The organism is Agromyces sp. GXS1127, assembly GCF_050565425.1.
In the GTDB taxonomy this organism is placed as follows: domain Bacteria; phylum Actinomycetota; class Actinomycetes; order Actinomycetales; family Microbacteriaceae; genus Agromyces.
Genome location: NZ_JBOCIG010000001.1, coordinates 159,741 through 184,045, shown reverse-complemented (window position 1 = coordinate 184,045; position 24,305 = coordinate 159,741). Strand labels below are relative to the sequence as shown.

General features: G+C 70.4%; 21 protein-coding genes. 3 read left to right on the top strand and 18 right to left on the bottom strand.

The features are described 5' to 3' along the window. Nucleotides 1-26: 26 nt before the first annotated feature. The 12 genes from ACQ393_RS00830 to ACQ393_RS00775 form a co-directional block, all read right to left on the bottom strand. A complete protein-coding gene (locus ACQ393_RS00830) occupies nt 27-1,634 on the bottom strand; it encodes a xylulokinase (protein WP_430644915.1) in 1,608 nt (535 codons plus the stop codon). A gap of 144 nt (nt 1,635-1,778) precedes the next feature. Beyond that, entirely contained in the window at nt 1,779-3,023 is a 1,245-nt protein-coding gene (gene mmsB, locus ACQ393_RS00825; RefSeq protein ID WP_430644914.1) for a multiple monosaccharide ABC transporter permease, read from the bottom strand. A 31-nt stretch (nt 3,024-3,054) separates the two neighbouring features. Continuing rightward, complete coding sequence (mmsA, locus tag ACQ393_RS00820; protein WP_430644913.1) at nt 3,055-4,584, bottom strand: multiple monosaccharide ABC transporter ATP-binding protein; 1,530 nt, start codon at nt 4,582-4,584, stop codon at nt 3,055-3,057. A gap of 132 nt (nt 4,585-4,716) precedes the next feature. Continuing rightward, nucleotides 4,717-5,787 carry a multiple monosaccharide ABC transporter substrate-binding protein gene (gene chvE, locus ACQ393_RS00815; protein ID WP_430645329.1) on the bottom strand — a complete coding sequence of 357 codons (1,071 nt, stop codon included), beginning with the start codon at nt 5,785-5,787 and terminating at the stop codon, nt 4,717-4,719. Between the two features lie 171 nt (nt 5,788-5,958). Next, nucleotides 5,959-6,756: an L-ribulose-5-phosphate 4-epimerase gene (locus ACQ393_RS00810; RefSeq protein ID WP_430644912.1), complete on the bottom strand. Its 798-nt coding sequence runs from the start codon at nt 6,754-6,756 to the stop codon at nt 5,959-5,961. Beyond that, complete coding sequence (locus ACQ393_RS00805; RefSeq protein WP_430644911.1) at nt 6,753-6,905, bottom strand: hypothetical protein; 153 nt, start codon at nt 6,903-6,905, stop codon at nt 6,753-6,755. Before ACQ393_RS00805 ends, ACQ393_RS00810 begins: the two co-directional genes overlap by 4 nt. Before the next feature lie 178 nt (nt 6,906-7,083). Continuing rightward, complete coding sequence (locus ACQ393_RS00800) at nt 7,084-8,112, bottom strand: LacI family DNA-binding transcriptional regulator (protein ID WP_430644910.1); 1,029 nt, start codon at nt 8,110-8,112, stop codon at nt 7,084-7,086. A 177-nt stretch (nt 8,113-8,289) separates the two neighbouring features. Further along, nucleotides 8,290-9,771 carry an MFS transporter gene (locus ACQ393_RS00795; protein WP_430644909.1) on the bottom strand — a complete coding sequence of 494 codons (1,482 nt, stop codon included), beginning with the start codon at nt 9,769-9,771 and terminating at the stop codon, nt 8,290-8,292. 106 nt (nt 9,772-9,877) lie between these two features. After that, the gene (locus tag ACQ393_RS00790) at nt 9,878-10,708 is read right to left on the bottom strand and encodes an aldo/keto reductase (protein ID WP_430644908.1); all 831 of its coding nucleotides are present in this window, start codon (nt 10,706-10,708) and stop codon (nt 9,878-9,880) included. Between the two features lie 92 nt (nt 10,709-10,800). After that, nucleotides 10,801-12,159 (bottom strand): APC family permease, encoded by a 1,359-nt coding sequence (locus ACQ393_RS00785; protein WP_430644907.1) that lies wholly within the window; start codon nt 12,157-12,159, stop codon nt 10,801-10,803. Between the two features lie 96 nt (nt 12,160-12,255). After that, nucleotides 12,256-13,416 carry a cystathionine gamma-synthase gene (locus ACQ393_RS00780; protein ID WP_430644906.1) on the bottom strand — a complete coding sequence of 387 codons (1,161 nt, stop codon included), beginning with the start codon at nt 13,414-13,416 and terminating at the stop codon, nt 12,256-12,258. 14 nt (nt 13,417-13,430) lie between these two features. Next, nucleotides 13,431-14,798 (bottom strand): cystathionine beta-synthase, encoded by a 1,368-nt coding sequence (locus ACQ393_RS00775; RefSeq protein ID WP_430644905.1) that lies wholly within the window; start codon nt 14,796-14,798, stop codon nt 13,431-13,433. A gap of 275 nt (nt 14,799-15,073) precedes the next feature. Between ACQ393_RS00775 and ACQ393_RS00770 the strand changes: the two genes are divergently transcribed. Further along, nucleotides 15,074-15,745 carry a DUF3105 domain-containing protein gene (locus ACQ393_RS00770; protein WP_430644904.1) on the top strand — a complete coding sequence of 224 codons (672 nt, stop codon included), beginning with the start codon at nt 15,074-15,076 and terminating at the stop codon, nt 15,743-15,745. Continuing rightward, nucleotides 15,742-16,452, top strand: a complete 711-nt coding sequence (locus ACQ393_RS00765; RefSeq protein ID WP_430644903.1) for a DUF305 domain-containing protein — start codon at nt 15,742-15,744, stop codon at nt 16,450-16,452. The genes ACQ393_RS00770 and ACQ393_RS00765 overlap by 4 nt, the downstream gene beginning before the upstream one ends. A gap of 51 nt (nt 16,453-16,503) precedes the next feature. Here ACQ393_RS00765 and ACQ393_RS00760 read toward each other — a convergent pair whose 3' ends face one another. The 4 genes from ACQ393_RS00760 to ACQ393_RS00745 all read right to left on the bottom strand — a co-directional run bounded on the left by ACQ393_RS00760 (nt 16,504) and on the right by ACQ393_RS00745 (nt 22,064). After that, complete coding sequence (locus ACQ393_RS00760) at nt 16,504-18,438, bottom strand: ABC transporter ATP-binding protein (RefSeq protein WP_430645328.1); 1,935 nt, start codon at nt 18,436-18,438, stop codon at nt 16,504-16,506. Nucleotides 18,439-18,633: 195 nt separating this feature from the next. Then, nucleotides 18,634-19,629: a carbohydrate ABC transporter permease gene (locus ACQ393_RS00755; protein WP_430644902.1), complete on the bottom strand. Its 996-nt coding sequence runs from the start codon at nt 19,627-19,629 to the stop codon at nt 18,634-18,636. Beyond that, complete coding sequence (locus ACQ393_RS00750; protein ID WP_430644901.1) at nt 19,626-20,594, bottom strand: carbohydrate ABC transporter permease; 969 nt, start codon at nt 20,592-20,594, stop codon at nt 19,626-19,628. Before ACQ393_RS00750 ends, ACQ393_RS00755 begins: the two co-directional genes overlap by 4 nt. A 111-nt stretch (nt 20,595-20,705) precedes the next feature. After that, nucleotides 20,706-22,064 carry an ABC transporter substrate-binding protein gene (locus ACQ393_RS00745; protein ID WP_430644900.1) on the bottom strand — a complete coding sequence of 453 codons (1,359 nt, stop codon included), beginning with the start codon at nt 22,062-22,064 and terminating at the stop codon, nt 20,706-20,708. Nucleotides 22,065-22,269: 205 nt separating this feature from the next. On the opposite strand from ACQ393_RS00745, the gene ACQ393_RS00740 reads away from it, so the two are divergent. Continuing rightward, nucleotides 22,270-23,334 carry a LacI family DNA-binding transcriptional regulator gene (locus ACQ393_RS00740; RefSeq protein WP_430644899.1) on the top strand — a complete coding sequence of 355 codons (1,065 nt, stop codon included), beginning with the start codon at nt 22,270-22,272 and terminating at the stop codon, nt 23,332-23,334. Nucleotides 23,335-23,460: 126 nt separating this feature from the next. Here ACQ393_RS00740 and rplL read toward each other — a convergent pair whose 3' ends face one another. Further along, entirely contained in the window at nt 23,461-23,850 is a 390-nt protein-coding gene (rplL, locus tag ACQ393_RS00735; protein ID WP_067947898.1) for a 50S ribosomal protein L7/L12, read from the bottom strand. Between the two features lie 50 nt (nt 23,851-23,900). Continuing rightward, nucleotides 23,901-24,305, bottom strand: a 405-nt coding sequence (gene rplJ / locus ACQ393_RS00730) for a 50S ribosomal protein L10 (protein ID WP_430644898.1), incomplete at its 5' end; no start/stop codon positions are given.

The following is a 24,305-nucleotide window of genomic DNA, read 5'->3' as shown; positions in this document are numbered from 1 at the left end:
GGCGCGAGCCTCGGGTCTCCGTCGGGTCAGAGCGCCGCGACGGCGGCCGCTTCAGCGGCGAGTCCGGCGGCGTAGCGGTCGAGGTAGGCGGCGAAGCCGGCGACATCCGCCGGGTCGGGTTCGGCGACGTCGATCGCGGCCCCGGCGAACACCCGGTCGGAGAGGTACGTGCCGAGATCGAGTTCGTCGGCCGCGCCGAGGTACGCCGCGAGCACCGCGATGCCCCACGCGCCGCCCTCCGACGCGGTCTCGCCGATCGCGACCGGCGCGTCGAGCGCGCCCGCGAGGAAGCGCTGCGCGACCCCGGCGGTGCGGAAGATGCCGCCGTGCGCGAACATCCGGTCGAGCCCGACGCCCTCGTCGTGCAGCACGCGCATGCCGAGCGCGAGCGTGCCGTACACGCCGTAGATCTGCGCGCGCATGAGGTTCGCGAGCGTGAGCCGACTGTCGGGCGTGCGGACGACCATCGGTCGCCCCTCCTCGAGCCGGGCGATGGGCTCGCCCGCGAGCTGGTTGTACGCGATGAGGCCGCCGGCATCCGCCTCGCCCTCGAGCGCCTCGCGGAACAGCGCGCCGAACACCTCGTCGCCCGACAGCGGCGTGCCCGCCGCCTCGGCGAACCGCCCGAACACGCCCGCCCACGCCGCGAGCTCGCTCGCGCCGTTGTTGCAGTGCACCATCGCGACGGGGTCGCCCGCGGGCGTCGTGACGAGGTCGAGCTCCTCGTGCGCGCTCGCGAGCGGCCGCTCGAGCACGACCATCGCGAAGATGCTCGTGCCGGCGCTCACGTTGCCGGTGCGCGGCGCGACGGCGTTCGTCGCGACCATGCCCGTGCCGGCGTCGCCCTCGGGCGGGCAGAACGGGATGCCGGCGCGGAGCGCGCCCGTCGGGTCGAGGAGCGCCGCGCCCCCGTCGGTGAGCGATCCCGCGGCGCGGCCGGCCGGCAGCACCTCGGGCAGCAGCTCGCCGACCTTCAGGCCGGGCGCCCGTGGCGCGACGAGCTCGTCGTAGACGCCGACGAGCCGGGCGTCGTACGAACCCGTCGCCGAGTCGATCGGGAACATCCCCGACGCATCGCCGACGCCGAGCACGTTGCGCCCCGTGAGCTTCCAGTGCACGTAGCCGGCGAGGGTCGTGAAGCTCGCGATCGAGGCAACGTGCTCCTCCTCATCGATCACCGCCTGGTGCAGGTGCGCGATCGACCAGCGCAGCGGGATGTTGAGCCCGAACCGCTCGCTGAGCTCGGCGGCAGCCGGGCCGGTCGAGGTGTTCCGCCAGGATCGGAACGGCACGAGCAGCTCGCCGTCGGCGTCGAACGGGAGGTAGCCGTGCATCATCGCCGAGACGCCGATGGCGCCGAACGTCTCGGGCGCCACGTCGTGGCGGCGGCGCACGTCGGCGACGAGGTCGGCGTACGCGGCCTGCAGCCCCGACCAGACGGCCTCGAGCGAGTAGGTCCACCGGCGGTCGACGAACTCGTTCTCCCACTCGTGGCTGCCGACCGCGAGCACCTCGGTCGGATCGGGGCCGACCAGGCAGGCCTTGATGCGGGTGGAACCGAGCTCGATGCCGAGGGACGTGCGCCCCTCGAGGATCGCGCTGCGCGCGGCATCCGTGGTCATGGTCTCGCTCATCGTCGTGCGTCTCCACTGAGGTTCGTTAGCGCTAACAGCGCCCATGTTAGCGCTAACGAACCGCTCCGCCAAGAGCGGGGGACGACGAAGGGCGGATGCCGCGCGGCATCCGCCCCTCGCCGTCTCAGGAGGAACTGCTACGGGTCAGTGCCCGCCCGACCGACGCTTGTTGTACACGTCGAACGCCACCGCGAGCAGCAGCACGAGGCCCTTCACGGCCTGCTGCCACTCGATGCCGATGCCCATGATCGACATGCCGTTGTTCAGGACGCCGATGATCAGGCCACCGATGATCGCGCCGCCGATCGTGCCGACGCCGCCCTGCACCGCCGCGCCGCCGATGAACGCCGCCGAGATCGCCTCGAGCTCGAAGCCGTCACCGGCCTTCGGGCCCGCGAGGTTCAGTCGGGCCGTGAAGATGAGGCCCGCGAGCGCCGCGAGGAAGCCCATGTTCACGAACAGCCAGAAGTCGACCCGGCGGGTCTTGATGCCCGACAGCTCGGCCGCGTGGCGGTTGCCGCCGATCGCGTAGATGTGGCGGCCGAACACGGTGCGGTTCATCACGATGCTGTACACGAGCACCAGCACGCCGAGGATGATGAGCGTGACCGGGATGCCCTTGTACGACGCGAGCGCGTAGGCGAAGAAGCCGATCGCCGCCGAGATGAGCACGAGCTTGGTGATGAACCAGGCGATGGGCTCGACGTCCTGGCCGTACTTCACGCGACCGCGACGGCTGCGCACCTGCTGCACGACGAGGATCACGATCGCGAGCGCGCCGACGCCGAGCGTCAGCGGGTCGAGCTCGAACTCGCCGAACACGTTCGACAGGAAGCCGTTGCCCAGCGCGCGGTACTCGGTCGGGAACGAGCCGATGTTCGCGTTGCCGAGCACGACGAGCGCGAGTCCGCGGAAGATGAGCATGCCCGCCAGGGTCACGATGAACGCCGGGATGCCGACGTACGCGATCCAGAAGCCCTGCCAGACGCCGACGAGGGCGCCGATGACGAGCGAGAGCAGCACGGCGAGCCACCACGGCAGGCCCCATTGGACGGCGAACACGCCCGAACAGGCGCCGACGAACGCCGCGACCGAGCCGACCGACAGGTCGATGTGGCCGGCGATGATGACCATCACCATGCCGATCGCCAGCACGAGGATGTACCCGTTCTGCACGACGAGATTCGAGATGTTCTGCGGCCGCAGCAGGATGCCGTCGGTCAGGAACGCGAACAGCACGACCACCGCGACGAGCGCGATGAAGATGCCGTTGCGGCCGAGGTCGCTGAGGACGTGCGTCAGCCGGTCGGTGAACTTGTTCTGGACGGGATTGACGTTGGCGCCCGCCGCGGTGGATTCCTCGACGGTGGGTGGGTTCGGATTCGACATGATGTCTCCTGGGTGATCCGTCAGCCGCGGGCTAGCGGGGCTTTTCCATGGTCATGAGCTTGAGCATCGACTCGGGCGTGGCCTCCTCGACCGGGAGCTCGCCCGTGATGCGACCCTCCGAGAGGGCGTAGACGCGGTCGCAGATGCCGAGCAGCTCGGGCAGCTCGGAGGAGATCACGATGATCCCCTTCCCGGCGGCGGCGAGCTTGTTGATGATCGTGTAGATCTCGTACTTCGCACCGACGTCGATGCCTCGGGTGGGCTCGTCGAGGATCAGCACGTCGGGGTCGGAGTAGATCCACTTCGACAGCACGACCTTCTGCTGGTTGCCGCCGGACAGCTTGCCGGTCTTCACCAGGACGCTCGGCGCCTTGATGTTCATCGACGTGCGGTACTCGTTGGCGACCGCGTACTCCTCGTTGTCGTGCACGAGGCCGTACTTCTCGAGCTTCTTCAGCGACGCCATCGAGATGTTCCGCTTGATGTCCTCGATGAGGTTGAGGCCGTAGGTCTTGCGGTCCTCGGTCGCGTACGCGATGCCGTTGTCGATGGCCTCGGCGACCGTGCGGGTCTTGATCTCCTTGCCGCGGAGGAAGACCTTGCCCGAGATCCGCGAGCCGTACGAGTGCCCGAAGAGGCTCATCGCGAACTCGGTGCGGCCGGCGCCCATGAGCCCCGCGATGCCGACGATCTCGCCAGCGCGCACGGTGAGGTTCACGTTGTCGACGACGACGCGCGACGTGTCCTGCGGGTGGTGCGCCGTCCAGTCCTCGACCCGGAGCAGCTCCTCGCCGAGGTTCGGCGTGTGGTCGGGGTACCGGTGCTCGAGGTCGCGACCCACCATGTCCTTGATGATGCGGTCCTCGGTGACGTCCTGCTTCGCGATCGTCTCGATCGTCTTGCCGTCGCGGATGACCGTGACGGTGTCGGCGACCTTCTTGATCTCGTTGAGCTTGTGGCTGATGATGATCGACGTGATGCCCTGCCCCTTGAGGTGCAGGATCAGGTCGAGCAGGTGATCGGAGTCCTCGTCGTTGAGGGCCGCCGTCGGCTCGTCGAGGATGAGCAGCTTCACGCGCTTCGAGAGCGCCTTCGCGATCTCGACCAGCTGCTGCTTGCCGACGCCGATCTCGCGGATCTTCGTCGTCGGGTTCTCCTTCAGTCCCACCCGGGCGAGCAGCTTGGACGCCTCGAAGTTCGTCTTGTTCCAGTCGATGAGACCGCCGGCGCCCTTCTGCTCGTTGTTGAGGAAGATGTTCTCGGCGATCGAGAGGTAGGGGCTGAGCGCGAGCTCCTGGTGGATGATCACGATGCCCTTGGCCTCGGAGTCGGTGAGGTCCTTGAAGGCGACCTCCTCGCCCTCGAACACGATCGCGCCGTCGTAGCTGCCGTGCGGGTAGACCCCCGACAGCACCTTCATCAGCGTCGACTTGCCGGCGCCGTTCTCACCGCAGATCGCGTGCACCTCGCCGCGCTCGACCGCGAGGTTGACGTTCGAGAGCGCCTTCACGCCGGGGAAGGTCTTCGTGATGCCGCGCATCTCGAGAATGTGGTTGGTCATCCCTTGCTCCTGCTCCATTGCCGGTGTGGGGCCGGCCGAGTGGCGGATGCCGCGGCCGGGACCTGAGGCGAGGGTACTCCCGCCGCAGGTCCCGACACGCGGTGCGTCATCCGTTTCGGATCAGCGGCTGGATCAGCCGTTGATCTCCTCTTCGGTCCAGTAGCCGCTGTCGACCAGGACCTCGGTGATGTTGTCCTTCACGACGATCTGCGACTCGAGGAGGTACGAGGGCACGACCTTCACGCCGTTGTCGTAGTCCTCGGTGTTGTTGACCTCGGGCTCCTCGTCGTTCAGCAGGGCGGTCGCCATGTCCACGGCCACGGCCGCGAGGTTGCGGGTGTCCTTGAAGATGGTCGAGTACTGCTCGCCGCTGTTGATCGCCTTGACCGAGTCGAGCTCGGCGTCCTGGCCCGAGATGATCGGCCACTCGTCGCCGACCGAGTAGCCGGCGTCGGTGAGGGCCGAGATGATGCCGCGCGAGAGGCCGTCGTACGGCGAGAGCACCGCGTCGACCTGCGAGCCGTCGGAGTACGTCGAGACGAGGATGTCCTCCATGCGGCTCTGGGCGACCTCACCGTCCCAGCGGAGCGTGGCGGCCTGCTCGAAGTCGGTCTGGCCCGACTTCACGACGAGCGTGCCCTCGTCGATGTAGGGCTGGAGCGTGTCGATCGCGCCGTTCCAGAAGAACGTGGCGTTGTTGTCGTCGGGCGAACCGGCGAACAGCTCGATGTTGAACGGACCCTCGGGCGCGTCGGCGGCCTCGGCACCTTCGAGGTCGGTGAGGCCCAGGCCGGCGAGGAGCGACGTGGCCTGCTGCACGCCGACGATGTAGTTGTCGAACGACGCGTAGTAGTCGACGTTCTCCGAGTCGCGGATGAGGCGGTCGTAGGCGATGACGGGGATGTCGTTGTCGGCGGCGTTCTGCAGCACCTCCGAGAGCGTCGTGCCGTCGATCGAGGCGATGATCAGGGCCTCGGCGCCCTTGGTGATCATGTTCTCGATCTGCGAGACCTGCGTGGGGATGTCGTCCTCGGCGTACTGGAGGTCGACCTGGAAGCCCTGCTCCTCGAGCTGCTCCTTGACGGCGTCGCCGTCCTGGATCCAGCGCTCCGAGCTCTTGGTGGGCATCGCGACGCCGATGAGGCCGCCGTCGCCCTCTCCGCCGCCGCCGTTGCCGCCCGAGCACGCGGCGAGCGCGAGCATCGAACCGGCCGCCAGCGTGGCGAGGAGCACCTTCTTCGTGGTGTTCACGGTGTGTCCTTTCACTGTGTGGTCATGGACGTCGTCGTCTTGGTGACGTTTCGGAGTTCCGGCCTCGTCCATGACGACCGGCTCCCAGCGGCATCCCTCGTGACCACGGATGCCGCAAGCTCTTCAGTTGCGTTTCGCCTTCGTCTTCGGGGCGGCGGTCGCCTTCGCTCCGGGCTCGGGCCGCCGGGCGTCGGACGACTGCCCGGCTGCGCCGTCTCGACGGGCATCCCCTGCCTGCCCGTACACGTTCTGGTACCGGTCGTACAGCCGGTCGATCGACTCCTGCGGGATCGGGATCAGCGGGCCCGCCTCACGCGCGAGGTGCACGGTGCGCGCGACGTCCTCGACCATGACCGCGGCCTTGACCGCGTCCTTCGCGTTCGCGCCGATCGTGAACGGGCCGTGGTTCTGCATCAGCACCGCACGCGAGCGGTGGCCGCGGAGGGTCTCGACGATGCCGCGGCCGATCGAGTCGTCGCCGATGATCGCGAACGGGCCGATCGGGATCGGCCCGCCGAACTCGTCGGCCATCGCGGTGATCACGCACGGGATCTCCTCGCCGCGCGCGGCCCACGCGACCGCGTAGGTCGAGTGGGTGTGCACGACGCCGCCGACCTCGGGCATGTTCCGGTACACGTACGCGTGCGCGGCGGTGTCGCTCGACGGGCTGCGGTCGGAGCCCGGCGTGCCGGGGATGACGTTGCCGTCGAGGTCGCAGAGGATCATGTTCTCGGGCGCCAGGTCGTCGTAGCTGACGCCCGAGGGCTTGATGACGAAGAGATCGGCGCCGGGCACCCGGCCCGAGACGTTGCCGCCGGTCCACACGACGAGCCCGTAGCGGGTCAGCTCGCCGTGCAGCCGGGCGACGTCCGCGCGGGTGCGGGCGATGGCCACCTCGACCTGGGGTCCGAACGTCGTCATGCGGCGACCGCCCGCCGGGTCGAGCCGACGGATGCCGCGGCGCGGGCGCCGATCGTTCCGATGCCGGTGCCGGGGGTCCCGATGGAGACGGCGCTGCCCCGGAGCGCAGCCGGGCTGGTGGGCCGGCCGGGGGCGGTCGTGTCGATCACGCGGGACTCCTTCGTCAGTGCTGCGCACGCCCCGGAGGGGCGATGGTGGAACGTCCGGCGATGTGACGCTCCATGTGACCGTTCACATCGCGAGACTCATGTTAGCCACAGGTTTCGCGATTCTGTCAACCGAGCAAGGTCACGGAACGGTAACGGGCCGATCGGGTCACTCCGGGCGTCAGAACGCCGGAGCTCCGACCGACTCCCGCACGATCAGCTCTGGGACGATCGTGCCGCGGTACTCGGGCGCCGCCGCGTCGATGTCGCCGAGCAGCAGGGCGACGCACCGCCGGCCGAGCTCGGCGAAGTCCTGGCGCACGGTCGTGAGCGGCGGCCAGAAGTGCGCCGCCTCGGGGATGTCGTCGAAGCCGATGATCGACACGTCGCGCGGGATCTCGAGGCCGGCATCGCGGACCGCGTGCATGACCCCGAGCGCCATCTGGTCGTTCGATGCGAAGATCGCCGTGAAGTCCCGGACCGTGAGCAGTTCCCGCCCCGCGTAGAAGCCGAAGTCGGCCGTCCAGTCGCCGAGGATCGGCGCCGTCGTGGGCACGTCCTGCGCTCCCATCTCGTCGAGGAACCCGCGCATGCGCGCCTCCGCCTCGATCCAGTCCTGCGGGCCCGCGAGGTGGTAGATCGACCGGTGCCCGCGCTCGATCAGGTGGCGGGTGGCCAGGCGCGCGCCCGCGATCTGGTCGACCGAGAGCGTGTGCTCGGGGTCGCGGCCCGTCGACTGCAGCGTCACGTACGGCACGTCGATCGACAGCTGGGCGAGCGTGTCGAAGACCCGCACCTGCGGGGCGATGACGACGAGGCCCTCGATCCCCTGGGCGCGCAGGTGGGCGAGCCCGTCGGCGATCGACACGGCGTCGGAGGACTCGATGTTCGCCGTGGTCACCCAGTAGCCCGAGGTGCGCGCGGCGGCCTCGATCGCCGCGATGCTCGACGCCGGCCCGTAGTGCGTGCTCGACGCCGACAGGATCCCGATCGTGCGCGACCGGCTCGTGACGAGCGCCCGCGCGGCGCGGTTGGGCGTGTACTGCAGTTCGGCCATGACGTCGAGCACGCGCTGCTTCGTCTCGGGCCGGATGCTCGGGTGATGGTTGAGCACGCGCGACACGGTCTGGTGGGAGACCCCCGCGACGCGCGCGACATCGCGGATGCTCGGGGCACGCCCCTTCGGCGGCTCCTGCGACGGCTCTGGCACGATGACCTTCGTTCGATCGCGGCATGTTCACGGTCACACATGCCGGCGACACCATTATGCACATCCCCGCGCGGAATGTGACCGTCACAATGTGACGGTCACATGAACGGTCGGGCCGCGCCGCGGCGCGGCGGCATGCGCTTCCCCGTCAGCGCCCTCCGCATGCCGTCGGCCCCGCTACTCCCCCGTCGTCGAGGTCGCCTGCGACTCGCCCGCCGGCACCGCGGCGCCCGTCACCCGGTCGCGCCAGCCGTGGGGCGGCCGTACGCGGGACGCGAGCAGCACGCCGACCACGGCGATCGCGGCGGTCACGGCGAACTCGGGCGCGTACGCGCCGGCGGCGGCGACGCTCGCCACGAGCGCCGTCACCGCGAGCGAGACCGCGCCGCCGAGCGACTCGCCGATGGTCAGCGCCGCGCTGTTGAAGCCCTGCACCGACTGCGGCGACTGCTCGAGCACGGCCACCGAGAACCGCGGGTACATGAAGCCCATCGCGGCGCCCGCGAGCGTCCAGGCGACGAACGCCGCGGCGGGCGGCAACGTGAGCAGGGCGATCGCGAGCACTCCGGCGAGCGAGATCGCGAGCGTGATCGCGCCGATCCGCACGACCTCGGTGTTCGAGAGCCGCGCGTCGAGCCGCCCCTGCAGCCACGATGCGGCGGCCCACGACAGGCCGGCGCCCGTGAGCACGGCGCCGGCGAGCCCGGCCGGCAGGTCGTAGCGCTCGATCAGCATCTTCGGCAGGTAGATCTCGGCGCCGAAGAACGCGCCCGCGACGATCGCCCGCATGAGCACCGTCGCGGGGATGCCGCGCACCGCGCGGAGCGTGCCCGGCGGGAGCAGCGGTCGCACGGCGACGACGGCCACCGCGATCGAGAGCACGGCGACGATCCACCGCCAGGGCTCGTCGAACCCGGCGGCGAGGCTGATGCCGAGCGCCGCGGCCGCCGCGAGCACCGACCAGCCGAGTCGACGGCCGCTCCACGGCACGTTCGGGTCGCCCCGCACGAGGTCGAGCACGCGCAGCAGCGGCGCGAGCATCATCAGCGCCGCCGGCAGGACGAGCGCGATCACGCCGAGGAACACCCAGCGCCAGTCGAGCTCCTCGGCGACGTAGCCCGCGACGGTCGGCCCGAGAATCGACGGGATGACCCACGCCGCGGCGAATCCGGCGAAGACGCGTGAACGCACCGACTCGGGGTAGACGCGAGCGACGATGACGTAGAGCGGCACGATCACGGCCGCGCCGCCGATGCCGTGGACGAGCCGGCCGAGCACGAGCACCGGCATGTTCGGCGCGAGCCCCGCGATCACGAGGCCCACGACGAAGAGCACGCCCGCGGCGAGCAGTGGAGGCAGCGGACCGGAGCGGTCGCTCCAGTTGCCGGCGACGACCATGCCGACGACGCCCGCAGCGAGCGGCACCGAGAACGCGAGCGCGTACAGCCCCTCGCCGTCGAGGTCGGCCGCGATGATCGGCATCGCGGTCGTGACCGCGAGCACCTCGAACGCGGCCAGGAGGATCAGCGCGAACATGCCGAGCGAGAGCCAGCGCCACTGCCTCGCGAACACCCCGCCGGCGGGCACCGCGCCCCCGGCGGGCGTGCCGGCCGCGGGAACGGCGTCGTCGGATGGCACGGGGGTGGAGCGGTCGGTCACCTGATCGAGCCTACGTCCGCCCCGCGACATCCGCTCGGCTCGAACCGGCCGCCGTTCGGCACGACACCGCCATCGTCGGCGAGTGAGCGCGCTCGGATGACGCCCGCTACATCTCCTCGTGCGTGTCGGGGTCCGCGCCCCAGATGCGCCCGCGCTCGAGACCCGAGATCGCGTCGACCTCGTCGGCGCCGAGCTCGAGGTCGAACACGTCGAGGTTCTCGCGCCGGCGCACGGCATCCGCCGACTTCGGGATCGGCACCGCGCCGAGCGCCAGGTGCCATGCGAGCACGACCTGCGCGGGCGTCACCCCGTGCCGCCCGGCGATCTCGACGATGACGGGCTCGGCGAGCAGCTCGGTGCGCTTGGCGAGCGGGCTCCAGCTCTCCGTGCGGATCGAGTGCTCGGCGTGGTAGGCCCGCAGCTCGCCCTGCGGGAAGTACGGGTGCAGCTCGACCTGGTTCACGACGGGCATGAGCCCGGTCTCGGCGAAGAGCCGGTCGAGCATCGCCGGGGTGAAGTTCGAGACGCCGATCGAGCGGACGACGCCGCGCTCCTTGAGCTTGATCATCGAGCGCCAGCTGTCGACGTACCGGTCGCGCTTCGGGTTCGGCCAATGGATGAGGTAGAGGTCGACCCAGTCGAGGTCGAGGCGCTTGCGCGACTGCTCGAAGCTCGCGAGGGTCTCGTCGATCCCGTGGTGGCGGCCCGGCAGCTTGGTCGTGACGAACAGGTCGCTGCGGTCGACCTCCGACCGGCGGATCGCCTCGGCGACCACTTCTTCGTTGCCGTAGTTGTAGGCCGTGTCGATGAGCCGGTAACCGTCGTGGATCGCCGAGACGATCGCGTCGACGCCCGACTGGTCGTTCAACCCGTACGTGCCCAGTCCGATCGCGGGGATCGTGTTGCCGTCGGCGAGTGCGTACGCGTGGGCGGTCATGCGCACCATCCTCCCCCGTGACGGCCCGCACATGCCAGCCGACCTGCGGCATCCACCCCGATTCGCAGGAGATACGGATGCCGCGGCGCGGCTCAGCCCCCGGTGCGGCCGGCGGCGGGGACGGATGTCGCGGCGTCGTCCTCCGCCACCGGTGCCCGCCGCGCCCGCAGCCGCCGCACGATCGTGACGACCGCGGATGCCGCGGCCAGCGCGATCGGCACGACGAGGTTCTGCCACGCCAGCACGAGGAGCCCCGCCGTGAGCACCGTCGCGACGACCGCGAGCCACCAGCCGAGCGAGAACCGCCGGAGCAGCAGCGTCGCCGCGAGCATGCCGGCCGCGTAGATCGCGACCATGTTGCTCGTGTGGATCAGGATGAAGCCCGACAGGTCGAGCCGGTTCCACAGCATGAGCCCGAAGTAGACCACGATCAGGCCGGCGGTCAGCGCGAGCGCGCGGCGCGGCACGGCGCCGTCCTCGGCGCCCTTCGCGAAGAACCGCGGCAGGTCGCCGTCGCGGCCGAGCGCGGCGCCGAGCTTGCCGAACGCGGGCAGGTAGGCGTTCACGACGCCGACCGTCACGATCGCGGCGACGATCGCGACGAGCACCGAGCCGACGCCGGGCGCGGTGGTCTCGACGAGGTCGAGCAGGGGCACCTGGCTCGCGCCCGCCCGGTCGCCGAGCACGGCGACGGTCACGAACTGGAGGGCCAGGTAGCCGACCCCGACGACCGCGATGGCGATGCCGGTCGCGAGCGGGATGGTACGGCGCGGGTCGCGGAACTCGCCCGCGATGTGCGTGCCGACCTCCCACCCCGCGAACGCCCAGACGAACAGGCTGATCGCGACGCCCACCCCGGCCCAGCCGTTCGGGAGGAACGGCGTGAGGTTCGCCGGGTCGGCCGCCGGGAACGTCACCGCGACGACACCGACCACGACCGCGAGCAGCAGCCCGGTCAGCACGAACTGCACCCACCCGGCGACGCGTACGCCGAACCAGTTGGCGATGAACGGCGGCACGAAGACGGCGAGGCCGATGATCGGCACGGCCGTGCGGTCGACGCCGAGCACCGCGACGACGTACTCGCCGCCGAGCACGGCCACGACGGGGGCGCCGACGCAGACGCCGAAGAAGAACCAGTACCCGGTCATGCGTGCCGCGGTCGGGCCGAGGGCGCGGCGGACGTAGCTGGCGACGCCGCCCGGGTCGGGGAAGCGCGAGGCGAGCGCGGCGAACGTGCCGGCGAGCGGGATCGACAGCAGCAGCACGGCGGCGACTGCGACGATCGAGGCGGGCCCCGCCGCCTGCGCGGCGAGTCCCGGCAGCACGAGGATGCCGGTGCCGAGCACGCTCGCGACGTAGAGGGCCGTGCCCTGGACGAGGCCCAGTCGGCCGTGGTGCTCGGCGGTCGCGCCCACGGGAGACGCCGCATCCAGGGTTCTCGAACTCACCTGATCATGGTGCCGGATGCCGCGCACGCGCGCACTGGCAGGAATGACAGTGTTCGTTCATATCGCGCCACTCCCGCACCGGCGGGGCGGCGTCGGTCAGACCCGGCCGAGCGCGCCGTCGATGTCGGCGAGCAGGTCGTCGACGTCCTCGATGCCGACCGACAGTCGCACGATCGACTCGGGCACCTCGGCCTCGGTGCCCTTGACCGACGCGTGCGTCATCTCCGACGGGTAGTTCACGAGCGACTCGACGCCGCCGAGCGACTCGGCGAGCGTGAACAGCTCGGTCGACTCCGCGAAGCGCCGCGCCGCGGCGCCGCCGCCCGCGAGGTCGATCGACACCATGCCGCCGAAGCCCGACATCTGGCTCGCGGCGAGTGCGTGCCCCGGGTGCGACTCGAGGCCCGGATAGAGCACGCGGGCGACCGCCGGGTGCTCGTCGAGCCGCCGGGCGATCGCGAGCGCGTTCTGGCTGTGCCGCTGCATCCGGATGCCCAGCGTCTTGATGCCCCGGGTCGTGAGGAACGCGTCGAACGGCGCCGACACGGCACCCGCCGCGAACTGCGTGAAGCCGACGCGCTCGGCGAGCTCCTCCTGGCCGGGCGCGAAGACGGCCGCGCCGCCGACCACGTCGGAGTGCCCGCCGAGGTACTTCGTCGTCGAGTGGATCACGACGTGCGCGCCGAGCGAGATGGGCTGCTGCAGCGCGGGGCTCGCGAACGTGTTGTCGACGACGACCGTGAGGCCCGCCTCGTCGCCGAGCTCGGCGAGCGCGGCGATGTCGGAGATCTTCATGAGCGGGTTCGACGGCGTCTCGACCCACAGCACCTTCGTCGTGCCGAGCTCGATGGCGTCGCGCACGGCGGCGAGGTCGCTCGTGTCGACCGTCGAGTGCCGCACGCCCCAGTCGCCGAAGATGCGGCGGATCAGCCGGTGCGTGCCGCCGTAGACGTCGTTGCCGATCACGACGTGGTCGCCGGGCTGGAGGACGGTGCGGAGCAGGGCGTCCTCGGCCGCGAGGCCCGAGGCGAACGACAGGCCGCGGATTCCGCCCTCGAGCGCTGCGAGCTGGGTCTCGAGTGCGGCGCGCGTCGGATTGCCGCCGCGGGAGTACTCGTAGCCGCCGCGGAGGCCGCCGATGCCGTCCTGCGCGTACGTCGAGGTCACGTGGATCGGCGGGATCACCGCGCCGGTCGTGGGGTCGAAGTCCTGGCCCGCGTGGACCGCGCGGGTGTCGAAGCGTGTTTCGTGCTGCATGGGTCCGGGGCCTTTCAGGAGGAGAGGTAGGCGAGCAGGTCGGTGCGCGTGATGACGCCGAGCGCCTTGCCGCCGTCGGTGACGAGCATCGCGGGCGCCTCGCCGAACGCCTGGCGCGCGGTCGCGACCGGCTCGTTGACGCCGATGAGCGGCAGCGCGTCGCCGACCACCGCCGACACCTCGTCGGTGAGCTTCGCCCGCCCCGAGAAGACCTGCTCGAGCAGTTCCTCCTCGTGCAGCGCGCCGACGACCTCGCCGAGCACGACGGGCGGCTCGGCCGAGAGCACCACCAGCTGCGAGACGCCGGCCTCGGTCATCCGGTCGATCGCCTCGCGCACGGTGTCCTGCGGGTGCACGTAGACGAGCGGCGCCGTGCGGTCGGCCTTGGCCGCGAGGAGGTCGCGGATCGTGTGCCCGGCCGGCGCGTTGCCGAAGCCGTAGGCGCGCAGCCACTTGTCGTTGAAGATCTTGCCGAGGTACCCGCGCCCCGAGTCGGGCAGCAGCACCACGAAGACGTCGTCGGGTCCGGCGGATGCCGCGGCCTTCAGCGCTGCGACGACGGCCATGCCGCTCGATCCGCCGACGAGGATGCCCTCCTCGCGAGCGAGCCGGCGCGTCATGTCGATCGACTCGGCGTCGGTCACGGCGATGATCTCGTGCGGCACGCTCGGGTCGTACGCCGTCGGCCAGAAGTCCTCGCCGACGCCCTCGACGAAGTACGGCCGCCCGGTGCCGCCCGAGTAGACCGAGCCCTCGGGGTCGGCGCCGATGATGCGCACCGTGTCGCCGGAGACCTCGCGGAGGTACCGGCCGGTGCCCGTGATCGTGCCGCCCGTGCCGACGCCGGCCACGAAGTGCGTGACCTTCCCGTCGGTGTCGCGCCAGATCTCGGGACCGGTCGTCTCGTAGTGCGAGAGCGGGCCGTTGGGGTTGGAGTACTGGTCGGGCTTGAACGCGCCCGGGATCTCGCGCGCGAGCCGGTCGGAGACGCCGTAGTACGACTCCGGGCTGTCGGGGGCGACCGCGGTCGGCGTCACGACCACCTCCGCGCCGTACGCCTGCAGCACGTTGCGCTTGTCCTCCGACACCTTGTCGGGGCACACGAAGACGCAGCGGTACCCGCGCTCCTGCGCGACAAGGGCGAGCCCGACGCCCGTGTTCCCCGAGGTCGGCTCGACGATCGTGCCGCCCGGCTTCAGCTTGCCCTCGCGCTCGGCGGCGTCGATGATGTTCCGCGCGATGCGGTCCTTCGAGGAGCCGCCCGGGTTCAGGTACTCGAGCTTGACCAGCACCGTGGCATCCGTCACGCCCTCGGTCACGCGGTTGAGCCGGACCAGCGGGGTGTTGCCGACGAGATCGGTGATGTGCGCTGCGTACTTCATCAGTGGAGTTCGTTCCTTGGTGTCGTGTGCGTCGAGGGGCGCCCGTTCGGCGCCCGACGCGAGGGAAGGGGTCGCTGGGTCAGCGACGACAACACCGGCACGAGAAGCTCACCCGGCCAGCCTAGCGAATGACGGATGCCTCGTGGCAGGCCTCGTCGAGGGTTCGCCGCGGATCGCCTCCGGCCGGCACGTGACGGCGTTCTCCCAGCCCGATACGTTCGTATTGGAGTACCCGACCCCGTCGATCCCATCCCCCGTTTCGAGGAAGGCCCCGCGTGAGCGCGACCCCGCCCGGCAAGAAGCCCACCGTCAAGCAGCAGCGCGCCGCCGAGCGCGAGCGCAAGCTCGAGGAGTACCGCAAGCGCGAAGCGCGCATGAAGCGCAACCGCCTCATCGCGATCTGGAGCTCGGTGGGCGTCGGCGTCGCGATCGTCGCCCTGATCGTGACGTCGATCGTGCTCACCCCGCAGGCCGCGAACTACACCGCGGGCGGCGAGGGGGCCGACATCGAGGGCGTCGAGACCTTCGAGAACGCGTCCGAGCACGTCGAGGGTGTCGTCGACTACGAGCAGACGCCGCCCGCCGGCGGTCAGCACAACCCGGCGTGGCTGAACTGCGGCGTGTACGAGGAGGTCGTGCCGAACGAGAACGCCGTGCACTCGCTCGAGCATGGTGCGATCTGGGTCACCTACGACGCCGACGCGCTCTCCGACGACGACGTCGCGACGCTCCGATCGAAGCTCCCGAGCACGTACGTGATCCTCTCGCCGTTCGACGGCCTGCCCTCGCCGGTCGTGCTCAGCGGCTGGAACGTGCAGCTCCAGGCCGACGGCGTCGACGACCCGCGCATCGAGGACTTCCTCGAGGAGTACTGGCAGAGCCAGAACGTGCCCGAGCCGGGTGCCCTCTGCACCGGCGCGATCGACGGCCCCGGCAAGGTCGCGTGAGCTCCGAGCACGACGGCCAGGACGGCCACGACGCCCGGCCCCGCCGCTCGGGCATCGGCCGCTGGGCGGTCGTGCTCGCGGCATCCGTCGCCCTCGTCGTCGTCGCCGGCGCGGCCTTCGCGATCGGCCGGCTCTCGACGCTCGGCGAGGAGACCCCGGCGAACGCGAGCGCCGAGGCGGGCTTCGCCCGCGACATGCAGGTCCACCACCAGCAGGGCGTCGAGCTCGCGATGATCGTGCGCGACGCGAGCGACGACCCCGACGTGCGGCTGCTCGGCTACGACATCGCGACCACGCAGGCGCAGCAGTCCGGCCAGATGTACGGCTGGCTCGCCGAGTGGGGCCTGCCTCAGGCGGGCCCCGAGCCCTCGATGACCTGGATGACGCGGCCCGCCGCCGACGGCAGCAGCCATGCCGGGCACGACTCGGGCGACGGTTCGGATGACGCCGCGCACGTGCCGGGCGAGCCGATGCCGGGGCTCGCGACGCCCGAGCAGGTCGCCGAGCTCCGCGAGCTCTCGGGGGTGGAGGCCGAGCGGAGGTTCCTCGAGCTCATGATCGCCCACCACCAGGGCGCCGTCGTCATGGCCGAGGCGGTGCTCGAGCGCTCGACCTACCCGGTCGTGGTCTCGCTGGCCGAGTCGATCGTCGCGAGCCAGCAGGCCGAGATCGAGCTCATGGAGGGCATGCTCGCCGAGCGCTCGTAGCGCGGCGCGGGATGGCGTCGGGCGCGCCCGACGCCGCCGCCGGCGGGGCGCTCAGGCCGTCGGCACCTCGGGCTGCTCGGCCTGCTGGCGGTAGAGCGACGCGTAGACGCCGCCCTGCGCGATGAGCTCGGCGTGCGTGCCCGACTCGGCGATGCGCCCGGACACGACCACGAAGATCACGTCGGCCGACACGACCGTCGAGAGCCGGTGCGCGATGGCGATCGTCGTGCGGCCGCGCGACGCGTCGTCGAGCGCGGCCTGCACCACGCGCTCGCTGATCGTGTCGAGCGCGCTCGTCGCCTCGTCGAGGACGAGCACCGCAGGATCCTTCAGCAGCACGCGCGCGATCGCGATGCGCTGCTTCTCGCCGCCCGAGAGGCGGTACCCGCGTTCGCCCACGACGGTGTCGTAGCCGTCGGGGAACGACGCGATGGTCTCGTGGATGTTCGCGGCGCGGGCGGCGGACTCGAGCTCGGCGTCCGTGGCATCCGGCCTGGCGTAGCGCAGGTTGTCGGCGATCGAGGCGTGGAACAGGTAGGTCTCCTGGCTCACGATGCCGATGTTCGAGACGAGCGACTCGTGCTCGAGGTCGCGCACGTCGACGCCGGCGAAGCGCACGGCGCCGCCGGTCACCTCGTAGAGCCGCGGCACGAGGTACGAGACCGTCGTCTTGCCCGCGCCGCTCGGGCCGACGAACGCCGCGTACTGGCCGGGCTCGATCGTGAACGAGACGTCGTCGAGCGTGGGCCGCCCGTCGTCGTCGGCGTCGGGGTACCGGAACGAGACGTGGTCGAACTCGACCCGGCCGAGGATCGGGCGGCCCGAGCCATCCGTCGCCGTGGTCGCCGGCACCGGGCGCGCATCGGGCGCGTCGGTGATCGCCGGCCGCAGGTCGAGGTACTCGAAGATGCGCGCGAACAGCGCGCCCGACGTCTGCAGGTCGAGCGCGACGCGCATGAGCGCCATGAGCGGGAACAGCAGCCGCGCCTGCACCGTCGTGAACGCGACGATCGTCCCGGCGGAGATGTCGGTCGAGCCGCCGGTGATGAGCCACCCGGAGGCGAGGTAGACGATCGCAGGGATCGCCGACATGAAGATGCCGACCATGGCGAAGAACCACTGGCCGGTCATCTGCTGCCGCACCTGCAGGGCGATCTGGTTGTCGTTCTCGTCGCTGTAGCGCCCGATCTCGCTGCGCTGGCGCGTGAAGCTCTTCGAGAGCAGGATGCCCGAGACCGACAGCGTCTCCTGCGTGATCGCCGTCATCTCCGACAGCGATTCCTGCGTCTTCGCCGCGATGCGCGCACGCACCTGGCCGACGCGCCGCTGCGCGATCACCATGACGGGCAGCAGCACGAGCGCGATGAGCGTGAGCTGCCAGTTGAGCAGCAGCATGGCCACGAACGCGGCGAGCACCGTGACGGTGTTGCCGAGCACGCTCGAGACCGTGTTGGTCAAGACGGATGCCACGCCGCCGACGTCGTTCTGCAGGCGGGACTGGATGACGCCCGTCTTCGTGCGCGTGAAGAAGCTGAGCTCCATGCGCTGCAGGTGCGTGAACATCCGCACGCGCAGCGCCCCCATGACCCGGTTGCCGACGGTCGCGGTGAGCCAGGTCTGCCAGACGCCGAGGAGCGAGGAGACGACGAACACCGCGAGCATCGCCACGACGATCGTCGTCAGCACCGGCAGGTTCGGGCTCATCACCTGGCCGTCGGGGCCGACGGGGAACAGGCCGTCGTCGAACGCGCGCTCGGTCAGGAGCGGCGGGATGACGCTGAGCGCGGCGCCCACGAGCACCAGCACGACCGTGACCGTCAGCGCGCCCTTGTGCGGCGCGAACAGCTCGGCGATGCGCCGCGCGAGATGCGGGATCTTCGGCGCCTCGGCGTTCTCGGCGCGCTGCATCGACTCGTCGGCGCCGCTGATCCGGGTGCGGGGCTTGCCCATGCGGCCCGACTGCCCGCCGGGCGCGCTGCCGTGCATGCTCATGCATCGAGCCTAGGTGCGTCCGCCGACGCGACGGCCGCCCGGGGAACGCCCACCGGCCCGCGTTCGCCGAGGGCGTGACGGAAGCGGACGGCGCGGTGCATCGCCGGGGCCGGGGCACGACGAGGGGCGGATGCCGCGACATCCGCCCCTCGTTCGGTGCCCGGATGCCGTGGCATCCGCTCGGTTCGGTCAGCCCTTCGTCGCGCCCGCCAGGAGGCCGCGCACGAAGTACCGCTGGAGGCTGAAGAACACGATGAGCGGGATGACGATCGAGATGAAGGCGCCGGCCGTGAGGAGCTCCCACGCCTGGCCTCTCGTGCCCGTCAACTCCGCCAATCGTTGGGTGAGTGGCGCCACGTCCTGTGTGCCGCCGGAGAAGATCAGGGCGACGAGCAGGTCGTTCCACACCCAGATGAACTGGAAGATCGCGAACGACGCGATGGCCGGGGTGGCCAGCGGCAGCACGATCCGGAAGAAGATCTGCCCGTGCGTGGCGCCGTCGACGCGCGCGGCCTCGATGACGTCGCCCGGGATCTCCGCGATGAAGTTGTGCAGCAGGAAGATCGCGAGGGGCATCGCGAACATCGCGTGCGCGAGCCACACCGGCGCGTAGTTCTGCTCGGGGATGATGGGGATCACGTCGTGCAGCCACGCCTGCATCGGCCGCAGCCAGATGGAGAACGTCTGCAGCAAGGGCACGAGCGCCATCTGCAGCGGCACGATCTGGAGTGCGAACACGAAGATGAACAGCGCGTTCGCACCGCGGAACTTGATCCACGCGAACGCGTACGCCGCCATCGTCGCGAGGACGAGCGGGATCAGCGTGCCGAGCAGCGTGATCGCGATCGAGTTGACGATGTAGGCGCCGAGCTGCGGCGACGACGCCGACGGCGAGAGCAGCACCTCGGCGTAGTTGTCGAACGTGAAGCCCGGGTTCTGGAAGATCGTCCACCACCCGGTCGTGCGGATCAGCTCCGCCGGACGGAACGACGAGATGAACAGGCCGAAGGTCGGGATCGTCCAGAGGACGGCGATGATCAGGGAGACGATCGTCGCCGTGCGGGAGGTCAGGCGCTTCTTGACGCGGCCGGCCTTCGTCGGCTGGGCGTACTCGGACTCCTCGGCGGCTTCGAGTGAACCCTTGTCTCTGCTGACCGGGAGGTCGGCCGGGGCGACGCTGCTCATCGGATCTCCCTCTGCTTCCGGAGGACGTTGACGTTGTAGATGACGATCGGCATGACGAGCAGGAACAGGATCAGCGCCAGCGCCGACCCTCGCCCGACCTCGCTCGCCCGGAACGCCTGGGTGTACATCTCGTTGGCGATGACGCTCGTGTTGAAGTTACCGGCGGTCATCGTGCGGACGATGTCGAAGACCTTCAGCGTGGCGATGGAGATCGTCGTGACGACCACGACGAGAGCGCCGCGGATGCCGGGCACCGTGACGTTGATGAACCGCTGCCACGCGTTCGTGCCGTCGAGCTGCGCCGCTTCGATCTGCTCCGTCGGCACGCCCTTGATGGCCGCGCTCAGCAGCACCATCGCGAAACCGGTCTGGATCCAGATCATCACGACGATGAGGAGGAACGTGTTGATCGGATCGGTCTGGAGCCATTGCACGGGCTCGCCGCCGAACGCCACGACGAGGGCGTTCAGCAGGCCGATCTGCTCGCGCTCGCCCGAGCGGTACTCGTAGACGAAGCGCCAGATGATGCCGGCGCCGACGAACGAGATCGCGATGGGCATGAACAGGATGACCTTGTAGTACTTCTCACCGCGCGACTTGTCGATGAAGACCGCGTAGGCGAGCCCGACGATGGTCGACACGGTCGGGACGATGAGCACCCAGATGATGGTGTTGATCAGGGTCCGGATGGCGGTGGGCTGCGTGAAGGTCCAGATGAAGTTGTCCATGGTCCACGCGCCGCTGTCGGTCTGGAACGCGAGGATCGAGGTGCGGATCGCCGGGTACACGAGCCCCACGGCGAGGAACAGCAGCGCCGGGGTGAGGAATCCGGCGAGCTGCCAGTAGTCGCGGCCCCGCTTCGGGGCCTTGTCGATGAAGAAGATGAGGAGGCCGATGATCGCGGCGAAGACCGCGAGCCCCATCACCACCTGAAGGATCTTGCCGAGCAGGTCGCCCGTGGTCATCATGCCTCCCGGTTCGTCGTTGAATCTGGGGGTCCCGAGGGGCGGGGTGCCTCACCCCGCCCCTCGGTCATACCGCGTGCGACCCGAGGGGCGCGCGCGGCGCGCTGGCGATCAGCTGCTGGGCCAGCTCGCCTCGATGGTGTCGAGCACCTGCTCGGTGCTGTCACCGCTCACCCACGCGACGATCCCCTTCCAGAAGGAGTCGGCGCCGACGGCGCCGGGCATCAGGTCGGAACCGTCGAACCGGAACGTGGTCTCGGGGTCCTGCAGGATCTCGATGGACTGGACGAGCAGCTCGCTCGACGCGTTCTCGGGGTCGACACCGGTGTTGGCGCTGATGACGCCGCCCAGGCTCACGCGGTTGTTCGCCCAGAGGTCGCTCGAGAGGTACGTGCGCACCGCCTCGACCTCCTCGGAGTCGGTGAACGCGACCGGGAACTCGCCGCCGCCGGTCACCGACAGCGGGTCGTCGGCGTTGACCGGGGGAAGCAGGAACGCGAACACGGTGCCGTCGGAGGCCACGGTGTTCTCGTCGCCGCCCTCGGGGTTCCAGAAGGTCTCGTAGAAGGAGGCCTGGTGGTGCAGCGAGCACTCGCCGTCGAGGATCGGCAGGCCGGCCGTCTGGAACGCCTCGGTGATCTGCGTCGACACGTCGCCGATGCCGCCGTTGACCATGTCGTCGTTCTTCAGGTACTCGCCGACCGCGTCGAACGCCTCGGCGACCTGCGGGTCGTTGAACGGGATCCCGTGGGTCACCCACTCGTCGTAGACGTCGGGGCCGTGCAGCCGGAGCATGTAGTCCTCGATCCAGTCGGTGCCGGGCCAGCCGGTCGCCTCACCGGACTCGAGGCCGACGCACCAGGGCTTGTGGTCGCCCTCGTCGGCGATGGTCTGCGACAGCTCGGTCAGCTCGTCGAGCGTGGCCGGGATCTCGTAGCCCTTCTCCTCGAACTCCGCCGGCGAGTACCAGACGTAGCCCTTGATGCTCGCCATCAGCGGCGCGGCGTAGAACGTGCCGTCGTAGGTGCCGTAGTTCTTCCAGTCCTCGCTCCACCATTCGTCGACGTTCGCCTCGACGCCCTCGGACGCCGGGATGAGCCATCCGCCGGCCGCGAGCCGCTGCAGCAGGCCGGGCTGCGGGACGATGCCGATGTCGGGGGCGTTGCCGCCCTCGGCGAGCACCGCGATCTGGGCCTCGAACTCGCTCGAGCCCTGGTAGTCGATCGAGATGCCGGTGCAGGTCGCGAAGTCGGACCAGGATTCGACGAGCCGGTCGGCCTCGAGGTCGAGGATCGTGCCGCCGATGGTGACCTCGGCCCCGTCGAACGTGCCGTACTCCTCGTAGTCCGCGCAGTCGACGTCGCCCGCGTCTTCGTTCGCGATGTCGCCGGTGCACGCGGTGAGCGCCAGGCCGGCCGCCGCGGCCACCGCGACGGGGGCCGCCCAACGGCGATGCCGTGTGAGTCTCATGTCATCTCCTCGTTGAGTGTGGTGCAGGGCGGAACCGGGAACCGGTTCCAGAGCCAACGCTAGGCGACCGCGGCGCTGGTCGGCAAGGGCGCTTCGCGTCACGATCCGGTGACGGATGTCGCGGGGCGGCCGATTCTGGCACCGGTTCCACACGGACCCGCTTTCGGCGTACACTCCGATCGCAGGGCCCGATGGAGGGAGCGTGATGACTGCGATCTCGGATGTCGCGCGCCTGGCGGGCGTCTCGAAGTCGACGGCATCGCGGGCCCTCTCGGGTCGCGGCTACGTGTCGGAGGCCACGCGTCGCCGGGTCGCCGACGCCGCGGCCGAGATCGGGTACATCGCCTCCCCCAACGCCGCCAGCCTGGTCACGGGCCGCACGAAGAACGTCGGCGTCGTCATCCCCTTCGTGAACCGCTGGTTCTTCGGCGAGGTGCTCGAGGGCATCGAGCGCACGCTGCTCGCCGCCGGCTACGACCTCACGCTCTACAACCTCGCGCTCGCCGGCCCGGAGCGGGACCGGGTGTTCGACTTCTTCCTCGCCCGCAAGCGCGTCGACGCGGTCATCGCGGTCGGCGTCGACCTCAGCGATCGCGAGGTCGAGCTCATCGCACGCCGCGGCAAGCCGATCGTCGCGCTCGGCGGCACGGGCCCCGGCGCCCCACGGCTGGCCATCGACGATCGCGGTGCCGCGCGCCTGGCGACCGAGCACCTCATCGACCTCGGCCACGAGCGCATCGCGCACCTCGCGGGCGCCGGCGCGGGCTCGGCGGCCCGCAGCGTGCAGGCGCTCCGTCGCGTCGGGTTCGCGGATGCCATGCGCGAAGCGGGGCTCACCCCGGCCGGAGGGGCGGACGGCATCGTCGAGGCCGACATGACCCTGCCCGGCGGCTACGTCGCGGCGCTCCAGCTCCTCGGCCACCCTGCGACGCGACCGACCGCGATCTTCGCGGCCTCCGACGAGATCGCGTTCGGCGCGATGCGCGCCGCCGAGCGCCTCGGGATGTCGCTGCCCGGCGCGCTCTCGATCGTCGGCTTCGACGGCCACGAGCACGCGGAGCTGTTCGGCCTCACCACGATCGAGCAGTTCCCGCGCGTGCAGGGCCGCTTCGCGGTCGACGCCGTGATGCGGCTCCTCGGCGAGCCGACGGGCGACGCCGACCCCGTCACGCCCGACGGGCTGCCCGACTTCGACCGTCCGCTCGAGACGCGCCTCGTGGTGCGCAGCAGCACGACCGCGCCGACGGGGCGGTCGCTCGTGGTGCGATGAGGCGGGGTGACGGCCACGGGCCGGAGACGACGGATGCCCCGTGCCGAACGAATCGGCACGGGGCATCCGTGTGTTCAGGTGACGCAGGTCACCTCAAGCCGGGTGCGCTCTCGCGAGCGCGCCGGATTACTTGAGGGTGACGGTCGCGCCGGCCTCCTCGAGCGAGGCCTTCGCCTTGTCGGCGGTCTCCTTGTTCGCGCCCTCGAGCACGGCCTTGGGAGCACCGTCGACGACGGCCTTCGCCTCGCCGAGGCCGAGCGAGGTGAGCTCGCGGACGACCTTGATGACCTGGATCTTCTTGTCGCCGGCAGCCTCGAGGATGACGTCGAACGAGTCCTTCTCCTCGACCTCCTCGGCAGCGGCGCCACCGCCGGCGGCGGCCGGGCCGGCAACGGCGACGGGGGCGGCCGCGGTGACCTCGAAGGTCTCCTCGAACGCCTTGACGAACTCCGAGAGCTCGATGAGGGTCAGGCCCTTGAACTGCTCGAGCAGCTCCTCAGTGGACAGCTTCGCCATGATTCTTCTCCTTAGATTTCCTGGTAACTCACCGCTTGAGAGGCTCGCGCCTACGCAGCGGACTCCTGCTTCTCACGCAGCGCGTCGACCGTGCGAACGGCCTTCGAGAGCGGTGCGTTGAACAGATATGCGGCTCCGAACAGCGAGGCCTTGAAGGCACCGGCGAGCTTCGCCAGCAGCACTTCGCGGGACTCGAGGTCGGCGAGCTTGCCTACCTCTTCGGCGGTCAGGGGCTTGCCATCGAAGTAGCCGCCCTTGACCACGAGGAGGGGGTTCGCCTTGGCGAAGTCACGCAGCGACTTCGCGACGGCGACCGGGTCACCGTGCACGAACGCGATCGCCGACGGACCCTTGAGGTCGTCGTCGAACGCGGAGATCCCGGCGTTGTTGGCCGCGATCTTGGTCAGCGTGTTCTTCACCACGGCGTAGCTCGCGTCCCCACTGATGGACTTGCG